Annotated in this window: 10 protein-coding genes, 1 tRNA gene and 1 pseudogene; 8 read left to right on the plus strand and 4 right to left on the minus strand. The window is 66.7% G+C overall.

Annotation, left to right across the window (positions count from 1 at the left end; genetic code table 11):
• Window positions 1–38 precede the first annotated feature (38 nt).
• A complete protein-coding gene (gene ettA, locus L1Z78_RS17500; protein WP_234637660.1) occupies window positions 39–1700 on the minus strand; it encodes an energy-dependent translational throttle protein EttA in 1662 nt (553 codons plus the stop codon).
• A 268-nt stretch (window positions 1701–1968) separates the two neighbouring features.
• On the opposite strand from ettA, the gene L1Z78_RS17505 reads away from it, so the two are divergent.
• From L1Z78_RS17505 to L1Z78_RS17535, 8 genes and pseudogenes are all read left to right on the plus strand, one after another.
• Entirely contained in the window at window positions 1969–3732 is a 1764-nt protein-coding gene (locus tag L1Z78_RS17505) for a DEAD/DEAH box helicase (protein ID WP_234637661.1), read from the plus strand.
• A 432-nt stretch (window positions 3733–4164) separates the two neighbouring features.
• Window positions 4165–5909, plus strand: a pseudogene (locus tag L1Z78_RS17510) (M14 family metallopeptidase).
• 88 nt (window positions 5910–5997) lie between these two features.
• Window positions 5998–6074, plus strand: a tRNA-Arg gene (locus L1Z78_RS17515).
• A 391-nt stretch (window positions 6075–6465) separates the two neighbouring features.
• Complete coding sequence (locus tag L1Z78_RS17520; protein ID WP_234637663.1) at window positions 6466–6981, plus strand: sigma-70 family RNA polymerase sigma factor; 516 nt, start codon at window positions 6466–6468, stop codon at window positions 6979–6981.
• Window positions 6978–7973 (plus strand): FecR domain-containing protein, encoded by a 996-nt coding sequence (locus L1Z78_RS17525; protein WP_234637664.1) that lies wholly within the window; start codon window positions 6978–6980, stop codon window positions 7971–7973. The genes L1Z78_RS17520 and L1Z78_RS17525 overlap by 4 nt, the downstream gene beginning before the upstream one ends.
• Window positions 7974–8108: 135 nt before the next feature.
• Window positions 8109–10589 carry a TonB-dependent siderophore receptor gene (locus L1Z78_RS17530; RefSeq protein WP_234637665.1) on the plus strand — a complete coding sequence of 827 codons (2481 nt, stop codon included), beginning with the start codon at window positions 8109–8111 and terminating at the stop codon, window positions 10587–10589.
• Between the two features lie 260 nt (window positions 10590–10849).
• Window positions 10850–10981 carry a hypothetical protein gene (locus L1Z78_RS27990; RefSeq protein ID WP_418921719.1) on the plus strand — a complete coding sequence of 44 codons (132 nt, stop codon included), beginning with the start codon at window positions 10850–10852 and terminating at the stop codon, window positions 10979–10981.
• Between the two features lie 46 nt (window positions 10982–11027).
• Window positions 11028–13166 (plus strand): TonB-dependent siderophore receptor, encoded by a 2139-nt coding sequence (locus L1Z78_RS17535; RefSeq protein WP_234637666.1) that lies wholly within the window; start codon window positions 11028–11030, stop codon window positions 13164–13166.
• Window positions 13167–13173: 7 nt separating this feature from the next.
• Here L1Z78_RS17535 and L1Z78_RS17540 read toward each other — a convergent pair whose 3' ends face one another.
• The 3 genes from L1Z78_RS17540 to L1Z78_RS17550 all read right to left on the minus strand — a co-directional run bounded on the left by L1Z78_RS17540 (window position 13174) and on the right by L1Z78_RS17550 (window position 15899).
• Window positions 13174–13746, minus strand: coding sequence for a MarR family winged helix-turn-helix transcriptional regulator (locus L1Z78_RS17540; RefSeq protein ID WP_234637667.1), 573 nt, complete (start codon window positions 13744–13746; stop codon window positions 13174–13176).
• Between the two features lie 250 nt (window positions 13747–13996).
• Window positions 13997–15010 carry a branched-chain amino acid ABC transporter permease gene (locus tag L1Z78_RS17545; protein ID WP_234637668.1) on the minus strand — a complete coding sequence of 338 codons (1014 nt, stop codon included), beginning with the start codon at window positions 15008–15010 and terminating at the stop codon, window positions 13997–13999.
• Between the two features lies 1 nt (window position 15011).
• Complete coding sequence (locus tag L1Z78_RS17550; protein WP_234637669.1) at window positions 15012–15899, minus strand: branched-chain amino acid ABC transporter permease; 888 nt, start codon at window positions 15897–15899, stop codon at window positions 15012–15014.

Below are 15899 nucleotides of genomic sequence, written 5' to 3' on the forward strand. Positions count from 1 at the left end.
GCCCGTGCCGGAGGCGCTTTGAGGCTTGCCTTTGATGCTTACTTCAGTGCCTTGTAGCGCATGCGCTTGGGTTTGGCACCTTCCTCGCCCAGGCGCTTCTTCTTGTCGGCCTCGTACTCCTGGTAGTTGCCGTCGAAGAACACCCACTGAGAATCGCCTTCGGCCGCCAGGATGTGCGTGGCGATACGGTCCAGGAACCAGCGGTCATGGGAGATCACCAGCACCGTGCCCGCGTATTCCAGCAGCGCGTCTTCCAGCGCACGCAGGGTTTCCACGTCCAGGTCGTTGGAGGGTTCGTCCAGCAGCAGCACGTTGCCGCCCTGGATCAGGGTCTTGGCCAGATGCAGGCGGCCGCGCTCGCCGCCGGAGAGGTTGCCCACCTTCTTTTGCTGGTCCTGGCCGTTGAAGTTGAAGCGGCCGGCGTAGGCACGCGAAGCCATCTGGAACTTGCCCACATTGATGATGTCCAGACCGCCCGAGATGTCTTCCCACACGGTCTTGTCATCGGCCAGCGCGTCGCGCGTCTGCTCGACATAGGCCATCTTCACGGTCTGGCCCACGATGACCTGACCGGAATCGGCCTGCTCCTTGCCCGCGATCAGCTTGAACAGCGTCGACTTGCCGGCGCCGTTGGGGCCGATGATGCCGACGATGGCGCCAGCGGGAATGTTCATGGTCAGGTTGTCGATGAGCACGCGGTCGCCAAAGCTCTTGGTGACGTTGTTGAACTCGATCACCTGGGTGCCGAGGCGGTCCGCCACAGGAATGAAGATTTCCTGGGTTTCATTGCGCTTCTGGTATTCGAAGTCGCTCAGTTCCTCGAAGCGGGCGATACGCGCCTTGGACTTGGCCTGGCGGCCCTTCGCGTTCTGGCGCACCCACTCCAGCTCCTTCTTCAGGGCCTTGGCGCGGGCTTCCTCGCCCTTTTGCTCGGACTCCAGGCGGTTCTGCTTCTGGATCAGCCACTCGGAGTAGTTGCCCTTGTAGGGAATGCCATGGCCACGGTCCAGTTCCAGGATCCACTCGGCGGCGTTGTCCAGGAAGTAGCGATCGTGGGTGATGGCCACCACGGTGCCGGAGAAACGGTGCAGGAACTGCTCCAGCCATTCCACGGACTCGGCGTCCAGGTGGTTGGTGGGCTCGTCCAGCAGCAGCATGTCGGGCTTGGACAGCAGCAGCTTGCACAGTGCCACGCGGCGCTTTTCACCGCCGGACAGCTTGCCGATCACGGCGTCCCAGGGGGGCAGGCGCAGCGCGTCGGCGGCGATTTCCAGCTGGTGCTCGGAGTCGGTGCCGGCGGCGGCGATCTTGGCCTCCAGCTCGCCCTGCTCGGCGGCCAGCGCGTCGAAGTCCGCATCGGGCTCGGCATAGGCGGCGTAGATCTCATCGAGGCGCGTGCGCGCCGCATTCACCTCGGCCATGGCCTCTTCCACCGCCTGGCGCACGGTGTGCTCGGCATTGAGCTGAGGTTCCTGCGGCAGGTAGCCGATGGACAGGCCCTGCATGGGCAGCGCCTCGCCTTCGAACTCCTTGTCCACCCCTGCCATGATCTTGAGCAGCGAGGACTTGCCCGAGCCGTTCAGGCCCAGCACGCCGATCTTGGCGCCCGGGAAAAAGCTGAGAGAGATGTCCTTCAAGATCTGCCGCTTGGGCGGCACGGTCTTGGTGAGGTGGTTCATCGAGAAAACGTATTGAGCCATTCTGGTCCGAGTACTTGAATCGTTGATTTCTGCAAAAATCGGGCAACAAATCGGTTGCACGCCAGACATGATTATCCGCGCATGCGACAATACCCTGCGTCGCGGGTTCCAGTTGCCCGTGACATCAGCATTCCAGCTGGGGACGATGGACGCTGTTTTCCAGGCTCCCGACATTGAACCTCATCCGCCTACGACTGGTCCCGGCAGCCGCCACGGCTGCCAAGACAGGCTGATACCCAGCGCCCCGGACGGGCGCATCTTTGATCACATGACATTTGAAGAACTGAACCTGGCCCCCGCCATTCTCAAGGCCGTGCTCGAACAGGGTTACGAGAACCCCACGCCGATCCAGGCACAGGCCATTCCCGCCGTGCTCGCAGGCCACGACCTGCTGGCCGGCGCCCAGACCGGCACGGGCAAGACCGCCGCGTTCACCCTGCCCATGCTGCAGCGCCTGTCGCAAGGCCAGGCGCCGCGCAACAAGTTCGGCGGCAAGGGCATACGGGCCCTGGTGCTGACCCCCACGCGCGAACTCGCCGCACAGGTCGAGGAGTCGGTGCGCAGCTACGCCAAGTACCTCGACATCAACTCCACCGTCATCTTCGGCGGCGTGGGCATGAAGCCCCAGATCGACCGCGTCAACAAGGGCGTGGACATCCTGGTCGCCACGCCGGGCCGCCTGCTGGACCTGCAGCAACAGGGCTTCATGGACCTGTCCACCGTGGAAGTCCTGGTGCTCGACGAAGCCGACCGCATGCTGGACATGGGCTTCATCCATGACGTCAAGAAGGTGCTGGCCCTGGTGCCCAAGGACAAGCAAAGCCTGCTGTTCTCCGCCACCTTCAGCGACGAGATCCGCGACCTGGCCAACGGCCTGCTGCGCAACCCGCAGTCCATCCAGGTCACACCCCGCAACACCACCGTGCAGCGCATCACCCAGGTCATCCACCCCGTGGGCCGCGCCAAGAAAAAGCAGGTACTGCTGCACATCATCAACGAGAACAACTGGAGCCAGGTCCTGGTGTTCACGCGCACCAAGTTCGGCGCCAACAACGTCGCCGAATTCCTGACCAAGAACAACATCAGCGCCATGGCGCTGCATGGCAACAAGAGCCAGAGCGCCCGCACCCAGGCCCTGGCCGGCTTCAAGACCGGCGAGCTGCGCGCCCTGGTGGCCACCGACATCGCCGCGCGCGGCATCGACATCGACGAGCTGCCGCACGTCGTGAACTACGAGATCCCCAACGTGTCCGAGGACTACGTGCACCGCATCGGCCGCACGGGCCGTGCCGGCCGCGAAGGGCATGCCGTGAGCCTGGTCTGCATGGACGAAGAGGGCTTCATGATGGACATCGAGCGCTTCACCAAGCAGGAAATCCCGGTACAGGTGCTCGAAGGCTTCGGCCCCGACGAAGGGGAAGTGGCCGAGCCCATCGCCATGGGCCGCCAGACCATCTGGGGCGGCGCCGGCAAGCCCCCGAGCCGCGACGTCATGCAGGCAGCCGCCAAGGCCGCCCGCCAGGAAATGATGGAGCGCATCCGCACCAACAAGGCTGCCCAGCCCGACCGAGGCCGCCAGGGCCGCGGGCAATCTCCCAAGGCCGGTGGCCCGGAGGAAACCCGTCCCGAGGGCAGCGCCGGCGGCCAGGGCCGCAGCCGCAACCATGCGGCTGGCAACAGCAAGCCGCGCCGTGACCGTTTCGATGGCGGCAACGGCCAGGCAGCAGCCCATCGCCCCAAGGCGGCGACCCCTCAGCACGCCCACAAGCGCGGTCCCCGCCCCGACGGCGAGGGCGGCCGCCGCTTCGAGGACCAGCCTCCGCGCGCGGATGCCCACCTGGGCACGCAGCTGGGCCATGTGCGCAACAGCGGCCCGCGCGGGGGCGCCGGTGGCGGCCAGCCCGACCCCATGCGCACCAGCGTGGACACCATGGCAGAGCGGGGCCGGCGCGGCGGCTTTGGCCGTGGCGGCGGCGGGGGTGGCTTCGGCGGCGGCCGCGGCGGCTCCTCGCGCGGCGGCTACGGCCGCTGACCCTCACGCTGCCAGGGCAGGCCGACAGGCAGGCCCTGGCGGCCGTCACGAAAGGGCTGCATCTCTCCGGGGCTGCAGCCCTTTTTCTTAGAGCGTGTTATGCACTTTGACGAACCCGCGTTGGCTCTGCGCGCTGGTGATCGCAAGGCGCGGTGCGCCGCCAAGGCTCCAGCCTTGGCAAGCGCTGCAACGCCGCGAGCGCCTGCGCGCAGAGTCAACCCGAAGGGAAAGCCGGGAAAGGGGCCCGGCTTTCCCGGCTTTCGCGGGCACGTAAAAGTGCATAACACGCTCTAGATTGCGCATTCAGCCGACAGCGCCCAGCAAGCCTGCATGGCTATCCTCCCGATAGCATTGCGGCCTGCGGCGATCGAAGGCCGCCTCCTGTTTTCGGATTCCCCCAGCCTTCCATGGCTGGTTCCTCAAGGCCATGCCATGACACTGCAGACTCCAATCGCCCTCCTCTCCAGCCAACGTCGCGCACTGCGGCAGCCCCAGGGGCGGCTGAGGTGGTCCGTCCTGGCCTGCGCAGCCCTGCTGGCCGCCTGCTCCAGCACCCCGCTGCCCCCCCGCCACATCCACACCCACGGCGACGCCTGCCCCCCGGCCCGCCCCCCGTCACGCCGGTAGTGCCCCAGGCCACATCGCAGCCCGTGCCTCAGGCCGGCAACCTCGTGCCCCTGCCCTACAACGCCGCCGTGGCTGCACGCTTTCCCGATCCGGCCACGCGCTACGACACCCCCGGCCTTGCGCCGCAGCGCAATCAGTTCACCACGACCAGCGAGCTGTCGTCCTGGCTGCACAGCCAGGCCAACAAATCGCTGGGCCGCGACACGCGCCTGGGGCTGGTGCAGGCAGGCAGTTCCCAGCGTGGCACGCCCATACAGGCCCTGGTGGCCACGCGGGCTTCGGGCATCCAGCCTTCGGCGCTCAACGACAGCCGTCGCCCCACCGTCCTGCTGGTGGCCGGCCAGCATGGGGACGAACCGGCCGGCACCGAAGCCCTGCTCATCATGGCCCGCGAACTCGCTCCCGGCGGCCTGCTGGAGCCGCTGCTGCAACAGATCAACGTCGTGCTGGTCCCGCGCGCCAATCCCGATGCCATGGAGGCCGGCACTCGCAACGCCGCCGACGGCACGGACATCGGCCAGGACCACCTGCTGCTGAACACCCCCGAAACACGTGCCCTGGCAACGCTGGCACGCGACTACCGGCCCGTGGCCGTCGTGGATCTGCGGGAGTTCCCGGCCATGGGCCTGTTCCTGCAGAAGTACCAGGCCATACAGCGCTATGACGCGCTGCTGCAGTACTCCACTCCCCCCAACCAGAACGAGTTCGTGACCAAGGCCGCGCGGGAGTGGTATACCGCAGCGTTGCGCACGGCCCTGTCGCAGGCCGGTCTGAGCAGCGACTGGTACTACACCACCAGCCAGGACCTGCAGGACAAATCCATTTCCATGGGCGGCATCGCACCCGATTCGCTGCGCAACATCAGCGGACTCAAGAACTCGGTGGGCTATCTGGTCAGCAGCCGGGGCTCGGACCTGGGCCGTGCCCATATCCAGCGCCGGGTGCACACCCTGGTAACGGCAGCGACACGCGTGCTCCACACAACCGCCGAACGCGCCAAGGACCTCACCCAGGTGCAGGCCTATGTGGCACGGGAGACCGCCTCCCTGGCCTGCCACCAGCAACTGGTCGTGCAGGCCGAGCGCACGCCCGAACAACGCACGCTGACCATGATCCAGCCCGACACCGGGGCCGACCAGCAGGTGCGCGTGGACTGGAACGCCTCGCTGCAACCCCACAGCACCCTGTCGCGTGCCCGTTCCTGCGGCTACTGGCTGTCCGCCGGTGCGCAGAACGCCGTGGACCGGCTGCGCATGCTGGGCCTGCAGGTGCTCAAGGTGGCCGAGCCCGGCCAACTGCTGGCGGACTCGTACAACGAGACGCGCTCTGCCGGAGCGGGTACCTATGCACTGACGCGCGGCGCCGTCGAGGCCTCCATCGGCAGCTACTACGTGTCCATGAACCAGCCCATGGCCCACCTGGCCGCCGCCGCCCTGGAGCCCGATACGCCCTACAGCTACCTCGCGCATGGCCTGGTACCCAACCTGGCCGACATGGCCCGCGTGATGGCTCCGCCCTCCGTGGTGTTCGAGGAAGACGACGCCGAATGACGAACCCGGGCGCCACAGACTCCCATCCTATGCCCGGGCGCCCTTTCGTTGCGGGTATGATTGATGCTTGGCCCTCGACGGGGCCTATCTGCCCGTAGCTCAACCGGATAGAGCAATTGCCTTCTAAGCAATAGGTCGGGGGTTCGAGTCCCTCCGGGCAGGCCAGCACTCCCCCTCTGAGAACGGCTCTCCAGAAAAATTCTGGGGAACATCCAGGGATCATTTATCGCTTTTCATCTTTGCCGCCGTGTCACGACCTGCTGACACGACGCCCTCGTCATGAGGCGCCGCCGGCCAACATTTCAAGATTTCGCATACGCTCTTGAGCCCGGCCAGGCGCCGTCCCATCGCTCGCCGCAATGAACCGCAGCAGGCACCTCGTCCTGCGCGTCCATGGGAACCGACACCATCGCCAGTTTTTCATCTGTCGAACGGTGGAGTGATCCACGGGGCTGCGCCGCACGGGCGCGCCAGCCTGCTGGAAGCTTGTAAAATGAGAACCAATCTCATTCACAAATGATGCCGGGAGATCAATCTTGCGGCTGCAGGGGTCAGCATGTCATCCGGCGAATTCGCGCTGCACAACGAGGTCCAGTCGCTCTATCGTGACCATCACGGATGGCTGCGCGATTGGCTGCGCAGAAAGCTCGGCTGCTCCCACCATGCGGCGGACCTGGCCCACGACACCTTCGTGCGCCTGCTCGGCCGCAAGGAGCGTGCGAACCCGATGGACCCCCGCGCCTACCTGACCACCATCGCCCATGGCCTGATGGTGGACTTCCATCGACGCAGGGCACTGGAGCGGGCCTACCTGCAATCGCTGGCCGCCCTGCCCGAACCCCAAGCACCCTCGCCCGAGGCAAGGGCCATCGTGATGGAAGCCCTGGTGGCCATCGACACCATGCTCGACGGCATGAAGCCCGCGATACGCCAGGCCTTCATCCTCTCCCAGCTGGAAGGCCTGACCTATGCACAGATCGCCGCCCGGCTGGACGTGACGGTGCGCACCGTCAACAACTACATGCTCAAGGCGCTGGAGCACTGCTACCTCATCATGGCCGACGGCGCATGACCGCTGCGTCCTCGACCACGGACACCGCTGCGCGCACCCAGGCACGCATCCGCAAGGAAGCCATCGCCTGGTACGCCCGCCTGTGCTCCGGCGAAGCTACCGACACCGACCGTGCGGACTGGCAGCGCTGGCATGAAGCCCATCCCGACCACCAGCGCGCATGGCGGCATTTCGACGCGCTGCAGTCCATGCTGCAGCGCGTGCCGGGACACCTTGCCGCATCCACGCTCCAGGCCAGCCGGCGCGGCCGTCGGCGCGTGCTGCGCGGTGTGGCGGCCTTGCTGGGTACCGGAGCGGTGGCCGGCCTGTCCTGGCAGTGGGCAGGCCGGCAAGGCGGCGTGCGCTCCTGGCTGGCCGACTACCGCACCGGCACGGGCGAGCGGCGCCACGTCGTGCTGGCCGACGGATCCGGGCTAACGCTGAACACCCGGACCTCGGTGGATGTCCACATGGACCCCGCGCGCCGCCTGCTCGTGCTGCGCGAGGGCGAAATCCTGGTGCAGACCGCCCGCAGCGGCGGCGCCAAGGATGGCCGACCCTTCATGGTGCATACGCCGCAGGGCCGTATCCTGGCGCTCGGCACCCGCTTCACCGTGCGCAGCGAGGGCGACGACTGCGTGGTGGGCGTCCTGCAGGACGCCGTGGAAATCCACCCCCTGCAGGACGGCAGTCGCCGCCTGCGGCTTCAGGCCGGCCAGCAGGCCACCTTCAGTCGCAACGGCATGCAGGAAGTCCAGCCCGCAGACCCTGCGCTCGTCAGCTGGGTGGATGGCAGCCTCGTCGTGGACGGCTGGCGGCTGGAGGATGTGGTGCGTGAACTCGCACGCTACCGGCCCGGTCGCCTGGCCTGCGACCCGGCCGTGGCCGACCTGCGCGTGTCCGGTGTATTCCCTCTGGCAGATACGGACAAGGCGTTGGCCGTCATCACCCGTGCCTTCCCCGTGCGCACGGCCGGCCTGTCACGCTACTGGCTCACCCTGGTGCCAGCCTAGGCCGGCACCGGCCCCATCCGCCCCCGCCCCCACGCCGTGCAAACAACTTGCGGCAGATTTTCATCTTTTGCGATCTCGTTCGGCTCCCTTCATGAAAGCCCTTGTTCCACCGCTGTTCATGGCCAGGAAACCCGAATGCAAAAGCCCTTCACACCGACTCCCGCCCGCGCGGCGCTGACCTGCCTGCTGGCTGCGGCGGTGGGCTTTGCGGCCGCGAGCCACGCAGCCGACCGCCTGCCGGCAGGCGGCCAGGTGGCCAGGGCCTACCAGATCGGTGCCGGCCCGCTGGCGTCCGTGCTCGGCCAGTTCGCCGCCGCCGCAGGCGTGGCCCTGTCCTATGACCCGGCCAGCACACGCCAGTTGCAGTCGGGCGGCCTGCGGGGGAGCTACACCGTGGTTGCGGGGTTTGCGATCATCCTGGCTGGCTCGGGGCTGGAGGCCGTGGAAGGGGGTACGGATGAATTCATCGTGCGCCGGGCAGCGCCCCCCTCCACACGCCCCGGGACCGCCGCGGCCCCCTCGGATGCGGCCGAACTGCCGGCCGTCCGCGTCGTGGCCCGTGCCGCGCCGGCCCCGGTCGATGCGGACGAGCGCTACCAACCCACGCCCGACGCCTCCAGCCTGCGCACCACGGCGCCTGCGCTGGAGATCCCGCAGGTGGTCAACGTGGTCCCGGCCCAGGTGATCCGTGACCAGCGCCCGCGCACCCTGGATGAGGCACTGGCCGGCGTCAGCGGCGTCACCCAGGGCAACACCCTGGCCAGTACGCAGGACACCATCATGAAGCGTGGCTTCGGCGCCAACCGGGATGGCTCCGTCATGCACAACGGCATGCCGCTGGTGCAGGGGCGCGGCATGAACGCCGCCGCCGAGAGCGTGGAGGTGATCAAGGGACCGTCCTCCCTGCTGTATGGCTTGATGGACCCGGGCGGCGTGATCAACGTGGTCAGCAAGAAGCCGCAGCTGCGCCAGCGCACCGCGCTGTCGCTTCAGGGTTCGGGCTATGCGGGCGGACGCGACGGAACGGGCGCCACGCTGGACGCCACGGGCCCCCTCGGCAGCATCGGCGATGGCGCCCTGGCCTACCGGCTGATCGTCGACCATGTGGATGAGGACTATTGGCGCAATTTCGGTCAGCACCGCGAAACGCTGGTGGCGCCATCGCTGGCCTGGTATGGCGACGACACGCAGGCCGTGCTCTGGTACGAGTACCGCAAGTACCTGACGCCGTTTGACCGTGGCACGGCACTGGACCCGGTCACACGGCGACCGCTGGACCTGCCCGCCACACGCCGGCTGGACGAGCCCTTCAACCAGATGACGGGCGAGACCCATCTGGCACAACTGTCCGTGGACCATCGGCTGGACAACGGCTGGGCCACCCACCTGAACCTGAGCTACAACCGCGAGATCTACGACGCCAATCAACTGCGCGTGAATGGCGTGGACACCGTGCGCGGCACCTTGCTGCGCAGCAACGATGCTACGCATGGCGCGCTGAGCACCGACAGCTACGGCTCGGCCTATGTGGACGGCAGCCTGCAGTGGGCGGGCATGCGCCACGACCTGCAGTTCGGCGCCGATGCCGAGTACCGCCTGATCTACCGCTCCGAGCTGCTGCGCCAGGCGGTCACCTCCACCTTCAGCTACCGCCATCCCATCTACGGGCTGGAGCAGCCCTCGGCCACCGTCTCGGCCAGCGACAGCGACCAGAGGGACCAGTTGCACAACCAGTCGCTGTTCGTGCAGGACGCCATCCATCTGGGCGATCGCTGGGTGCTGACCGCCGGCCTGCGTTACCAGAGCTGGCGCCAGACCGCCGGCCGGGGCCGTCCCTTCAAGGCGAACACCCAGGCAGACGGCACGGCCTGGCTGCCACGCGCAGGCCTGGTCTACAAGCTGGACAACAGCCTGTCGCTGTACGCCAGCTACTCCCAGTCGCTCAGGCCGACATCCACCATCGCGCCACTGGCCAGCGGCACCGTCATCGACTCCGGCGTGGCGCCGGAAGAAGCCGGCTCCTGGGAGATCGGGGCCAAGCTGGACCTGCCAGGCCAGCTCACCGGCACGCTGGCGCTGTTCGACATCCGCAAGAGGAACGTACTGGTCTCGCAATTCAACGACGCCACCAAGCTCACCGACTGGCGCACCTCGGGCGCGGCGCGCTCGCGCGGCCTGGAGGTGGATGTGGCCGGCGAGCTGGGCCGCCGCTGGAGCGCCATCGCGGCCTATGCCCATGTGGATGCCAGGACCACACAGGACCCGCTCTACCAAGGCAACCCGTTGTGGAACGTGGCGCGGCAGACAGCCTCGCTGTCTGCCGTGTACGACTTCGGACAGGTTCCGGGCGGCGCGGGACGGTTGCGCCTGGGAGGCAGCCTGCAGTACGTGGGCAAGCGCCCCGGCGACTCGGCCAATTCCTTCTGGCTGCCGGGCTACACCGTGGCCCATGGCTTCGCCACCTACGACACGCGGATCAACGGCTACCAAACGCGATTCCAGCTCAACGTGAAGAACCTGCTCGACCGCACCTACTACCCGTCGAGCGCCAACACCTACTTCATCTCGATGGGCGATGCACGCCAGGTGCTGCTGCGCGCCACGGTCGAGTTCTGAGCGGGCGCCAGCCCTCTTCCGCCCTTTCCTGCTCCTGACGCGTTTTCCTCGGCGCGCAGCCATCTGCGCCGCCTTGCACCACGCACCACCTCAATGAACGTCCCGGAAGATTTTTCCATGTCCCGCCCAGAAATCGCTCCCTCTTGCACCGCCCTCTCGCGCCGCTCGGCCCTGCTGCTGGCAGCCGCAGGACTGCTGGCGGGCAGCCAGCCCGCACAGGTCCTGGCCACCCCGTACTCCTCACCCAGGAAAGCACTGCTATGGACTACGAGTCGCTGGCCCCCGCGCACCGCGTGATGTTCTTCCTGGACAACGAAACCTTCCCCAACCTCTCCGCCGCCGGCCCGAAGCTGTTCGATGCCGCCATGGACTGGGCGCTGCAGGCACGCTGACGCCCCTCCGACCGCTCCTTCTTCCGTTATTGACTGGCCATTGCGCATGCGTTCCTCCTTCCACTCCTTCCCCGCCGTTCCCGGCATGTCCAGGTCCTGCCTGTGCCTGGCACTGGCTGCCATCCCCGTGCTGGCCTTCTCCCAGCCTTCGGCCACACCGCCACAGGCCGCCACCGCACCGTCCACGGAGCTGGCGACCGTCCAGATCCAGGCCGAAAAGCCGCAGGACAATGAAGACAACTTCGTCGCCAGGAAGACCACGGGCGTGCTGCGCTCGGATGCCCCGCTGTTTGAAACGGCCCAGTCCATCAGCGTGGTGACCCATCAGCAGATCGAAGAAAAGCAGGTCAAGTCCGTGGCCGAGGCGCTGGAGAGCATCGCCGGCGTATCGTCGGGCGCCTATGGCCGGCGCGGCTGGGACGACTTCATCATCCGCGGCCAGATCTCCAGTGCGCAGACCTATGTGGATGGCCTGCGTGCGCAGACGTCCACCAACGTGCTGCGCTCCGAGGACATCTTCGGCATCGGCTCCATCGAAGTGGTCAAGGGCCCCACGTCGGCGGGATTCGGGCTGGCCCTGCCCGGCGGCCTGGTCAATCTGACCACCAAGCGCCCACAGGCCGAGTCCTTTTCGCGCGCAGGCTTCAGCGTGGGCAGCCATGGATTGAGGGAGGCGAACTTCGACCTGAACCATTCTCCCGACGCAAGCCGCAAGGGCGCTTTCCGGATCGTGGGCCGCACGTCCGACCAGAGCGACCCCACGGACTTCGTCTATTTCAAGAACCAGTACCTGGCGGGCTCCTACAACTTCGACCTGGATGGCAGGAACGAGTTGTCCGTCATCGCCAGCTACCAGCATCGCAACTACATCCGCAACCAGGGCATTCCGCAGAACTACGAGAAGTACGGACGCAACGTCTTCATTGGCGAGCCCGACCGCAGCTACGACGTGGACTCCTACCGCCTGGGTGCGAACTACGCGCACTACTTCGACAGCGGATGGGTGTTCCGCCAGAACTTTGCGCTGACCAAGGGCAGCAGCCGGAGCAACTCCGTCTTCGCGGCGGCCAATGCCAGGTTTCCCATCGTCGCGCGCCAGATCAACTTCCAGGACAAGCAGGACACCAACATCGCGCTGGACAACTATCTGCAGCGCAGCTTCAGGTTCGACCGTGTGGACTATGAGCTGACCGCCGGCATCGACATGATGAGAGAGCGCAGCGACTACTACCAGCGCGTGGACAACATCAACCCCTTCGACGCCGACAACCCGGTCTATGGCGTCACCTCCATCAAGCAGGGCAAGCCCTCGCACAACCTGACCTACAGCCAGTACGTGGGCCTGTACCTGCGCAACACCATCAAGATCGACGAGAAATGGATCGTCGGCCTGAATGGCCGCCATGACTGGACGCGCGTGGAAATCCAGGACAGGCTGGCCGGCGGCTCCGTCAGCAACAGCAACACCGCCTTCACGGGCAGCGCCTCGCTGATGTACCAGGCCAGCGAGTTCCTGGCACCCTACGTCAGCTACTCCACCTCCTTCATGCCGGTGACGGATGCCGGCATCAACAGCACGCTGCTCAATCCCGAGGAAGGCAAGCAGACCGAGCTGGGCATGAAATTCCAGGCGCTGGACCGGCGCGTGCAAGGCTATCTGGCGGTGTATGACCTGCGGCGCAGGAACGTCACCGAAAACGACGCCACGCTGGGCTACGCCGTCCAGACCGGCGAGCAGACCACCAAGGGCTTCGAAGCGGAAGTCGTCGCCTCGCTGACGCGGCAATGGAATGTCTCGGCCGCCTACAGCTACATCCCCTCGGCCCGGACCTCCCAAAGCCTGACGGCCAGCGAAATCGGCAAGCGCATCAACCATGTGCCCAGGAACGCAGGTTCCGTCTTCACGCAGTACTACTTCAACCCCGACCGCCTCGGCTGGAACATGGGTGCAGGCCTGCGCATGCAGGGCGCGCGAACGGCGCAGCGCGGCACCGCCTTCGTCCACCTGGCCGGGTACACGCTGCTCGACCTGAACGTGGGCTACGAAGCGAAATCATGGGGTGTGAGCCTGGCCGTCAAGAACCTGCTGGACAAGGACTACATCCAGGGCACGACACCGAATGCACAGCTGATCAGTTTCGGCAGCCCGCGAACCCTGATGGTGAATGCCCGGTTCAAGTACTGATGCGATGCTACTGCTTGCCGGCACCCCTGGCCGAACCACGGACCCGGTCCCGCGACGCTTGCAGCGCCTCCTGGCGCTGAATCGTCTCCAGCATGGCGGCCGTGCGGGAGAAATCACCGATCAGCGATGCCACGATTCTCGCGAGCGACTGGAAATCCCTTGCGGTGATGTGCTCGAACAGCCGGTCGTTGACCCGCAGGAACTCGGGGGCCAGCGATTCGATCTGCCGTTCGCCCTCGGCCGACAGGCAGACCAGGACGCTGCGCGCGTCGGCCGGATTGGGCGACTTCACGATCAGGCCGCGCTGGTCCAGCTTCTTGAGCTCCATGGTCACGAAGGTATTGCTCACATTCAGCTGGTCGGCGATGTCATTGATGCTGATGCCCAGCGCGTCTTCGCTCTGCGCGATGATCATCATCATGTTGTATTGGGGGGATGTCACCCCGATCCTCGAGGCCAGATAGGCCCGCGCGACCTCCAGATAGGCGGCCGCACTGCCCAGGTCATACAGCAGCCGCCGGAATGCCTTGTCGCCGCCGCTGGCCGGATCGATCACGGCCGGCACCGACACCGTGGGCATCAGGGTGAACCGGGAAGAGCGCCTGGAGCCCGCCCCCTTGCCTTGCGTGGAGGCAGCAGCACCAGCGGTGCGCGGCTGTGTGGATTTCGAAGGTTTGGTGGGTGCGGACTGGCTCGATGGTGATGAAACGGATGCATTGGCTGGCTTGCGACTCATCTTTTCATGATAGCAACGCCGCCCCGCGAAAACGCCGTCGACTCCATTGCGCCGCCCCTCCCCCTTGCTGCGGGACCGGGCTCCCGCCGCCCGCTCAGGCGCCGCCTTGCGCCTCCCGTGCCGCCGCATGGCCAGGCCGCGACCTGCGGCGCTCCAGCCAGGCCAGCCACTCGCCCACCACGCCGCGGCGAAACAGCAGCACGCACAGCATGAACACGAGGCCGGTGACGATGGACACCGAATCACCCAGCCGCCCGAAACCGCTCCACCCGGTCACTGCCGCAAACCATGCACCAATGTCGCCCAGCTCGTTTTCCAGCAGCACCACAAGGCATGCCCCGACGGCCGGGCCGAAGACGGTGCCCATGCCCCCCAGCAAGGCCATCAGCACCACGCTGCCCGACAGATGCCAATGCACGTCGGCCAGCGTGACCACACCGAAAAGCAGCGCCTTCATCGCACCGGCCAGGCCCGCCAGCGCGGCCGACAGCACGAACGCCAGCTTTTTCACGCGCACCACGTCGTAGCCCAGCGATATGGCGCGGGCCTCGTTGTCGCGCACCGCCACCAGCACCTGGCCGAACGGCGAATGGACGGTGCGGTGGATCACATGGCATGCACCGACGAACACGGCCAGGAAGGTGTAGTACAGCGCACGGTCGTCCGCGAGGTCGATCAGGCCGAACAGGCGGGAGCGGGGAATCGATTGCAGGCCGTCCTCCCCCCCGAGCCCGGGCTGCTGGAGGACCAGGAAATACACCAGCTGCGCCAATGCCAGCGTGATCATGGCGAAGTAGATTCCCTGGCGGCGCAGCGCAAGACTGCCGATGGCCCAGCCCAGCAGCGCGGCCACGGACAGCCCCAGCAACAGCGCGACTTCGGCCGTGACCCCCCAGTGCTTGAGGGCGTAGCCGGCGCAATAGCCCGCGCCGCCGAAGAACGCCGCATGCCCCAGCGACAGCAGGCCGCCATACCCCAGCAGGAGGTTGAACGCGCAGGCCAGCAGTGCAAAGCACAGCAGCTTCATCAGCAGCACGGGGTAGACCACCGCGGGGGCCACGAGGCTGGCGGCCAGCGCCAGCAGCAGACATGTACGGGTGTGCTTCATCTCAATTCCCCTTGCCGAACAGGCCCGCAGGGCGCACCAGCAGCACCAGGGCCATCATCAGGAACACGGCCGTCGAGGAGGCCTCCGAATAGAAAATCTTCACCAGGCTCTCCACCACGCCCAGCCCCACCGCAGTGGCCACGGTTCCCGCGGTGGAGCCGATGCCGCCGATGACGACCACGGCGAACACGATGATCAGGAGGCCGGACCCCATCAGCGCGTTGACTTGCAGTACCGGCGCCGCCAGCACGCCAGCGAACGCCGCCAGCGCCACGCCGAACCCATAGGTCAGCATCACCATGCGTGGCACATTCACCCCGAAGGCCTCGACCAGCCTGGGGTTCTCGGTGCCCGCGCGCAGCAGGGCCCCGAGGCGCGTGCGCTCGATCACGTACCAGGTCGCGCCGCAGACGGCGAGCGCCACCACGACCACCCAGGCACGGTAGGCGGGCAGCACCATGAAGCCCAGGTCGATGGCCGAGCGCAGCGCATCCGGCACCGGATAGCTCTGGCCCGACACGCCATACGCGGCCCGGAAGACGCCCTCGAGCACCAGCGTCAGGCCGAAGGTCAGCAGCAGCCCGTACAAGTGGTCCAGCCGATACAGGCGCCGCAGCATGCTGCGCTCGAAAAGCATGCCCGCGGCGCCGACGGCCAGCGGCACCAGCAGCAGGGACAGCCAATAGGAGATGCCCAGCAAGTTCAGCCCCAGGAAGGCGGCGTAGGCGCCGACCATGTAGAACGCGCCGTGTGAAAAATTGATGATGTTCAGCAGGCCGAACACCACGGCCAGGCCCAGCGACAGCACGGCGTAGAACGCGCCGTTGACCAGGCCCAGCAGCAGCTGCCCGCCCAGGGCCGCCAGGGGAACGCCGAGAATTTCGTCCAT

The sequence above is a fragment of the Delftia tsuruhatensis genome, assembly GCF_903815225.1.
GTDB lineage: Bacteria > Pseudomonadota > Gammaproteobacteria > Burkholderiales > Burkholderiaceae_C > Comamonas > Comamonas tsuruhatensis_A.

Coding starts and splice junctions, on each gene's coding strand:
- ettA (WP_234637660.1), bottom strand. CDS start 1,700: ATGGCTCAATACGTTTTCTCGATGAACCACCTCACCAAGACCGTGCCG.
- L1Z78_RS17505 (WP_234637661.1), top strand. CDS start 1,969: ATGACATTTGAAGAACTGAACCTGGCCCCCGCCATTCTCAAGGCCGTG.
- L1Z78_RS17520 (WP_234637663.1), top strand. CDS start 6,466: ATGTCATCCGGCGAATTCGCGCTGCACAACGAGGTCCAGTCGCTCTAT.
- L1Z78_RS17525 (WP_234637664.1), top strand. CDS start 6,978: ATGACCGCTGCGTCCTCGACCACGGACACCGCTGCGCGCACCCAGGCA.
- L1Z78_RS17530 (WP_234637665.1), top strand. CDS start 8,109: ATGCAAAAGCCCTTCACACCGACTCCCGCCCGCGCGGCGCTGACCTGC.
- L1Z78_RS27990 (WP_418921719.1), top strand. CDS start 10,850: ATGGACTACGAGTCGCTGGCCCCCGCGCACCGCGTGATGTTCTTCCTG.
- L1Z78_RS17535 (WP_234637666.1), top strand. CDS start 11,028: ATGCGTTCCTCCTTCCACTCCTTCCCCGCCGTTCCCGGCATGTCCAGG.
- L1Z78_RS17540 (WP_234637667.1), bottom strand. CDS start 13,746: ATGCCCACGGTGTCGGTGCCGGCCGTGATCGATCCGGCCAGCGGCGGC.
- L1Z78_RS17545 (WP_234637668.1), bottom strand. CDS start 15,010: ATGAAGCACACCCGTACATGTCTGCTGCTGGCGCTGGCCGCCAGCCTC.
- L1Z78_RS17550 (WP_234637669.1), bottom strand. CDS start 15,899: ATGGACGAAATTCTCGGCGTTCCCCTGGCGGCCCTGGGCGGGCAGCTG.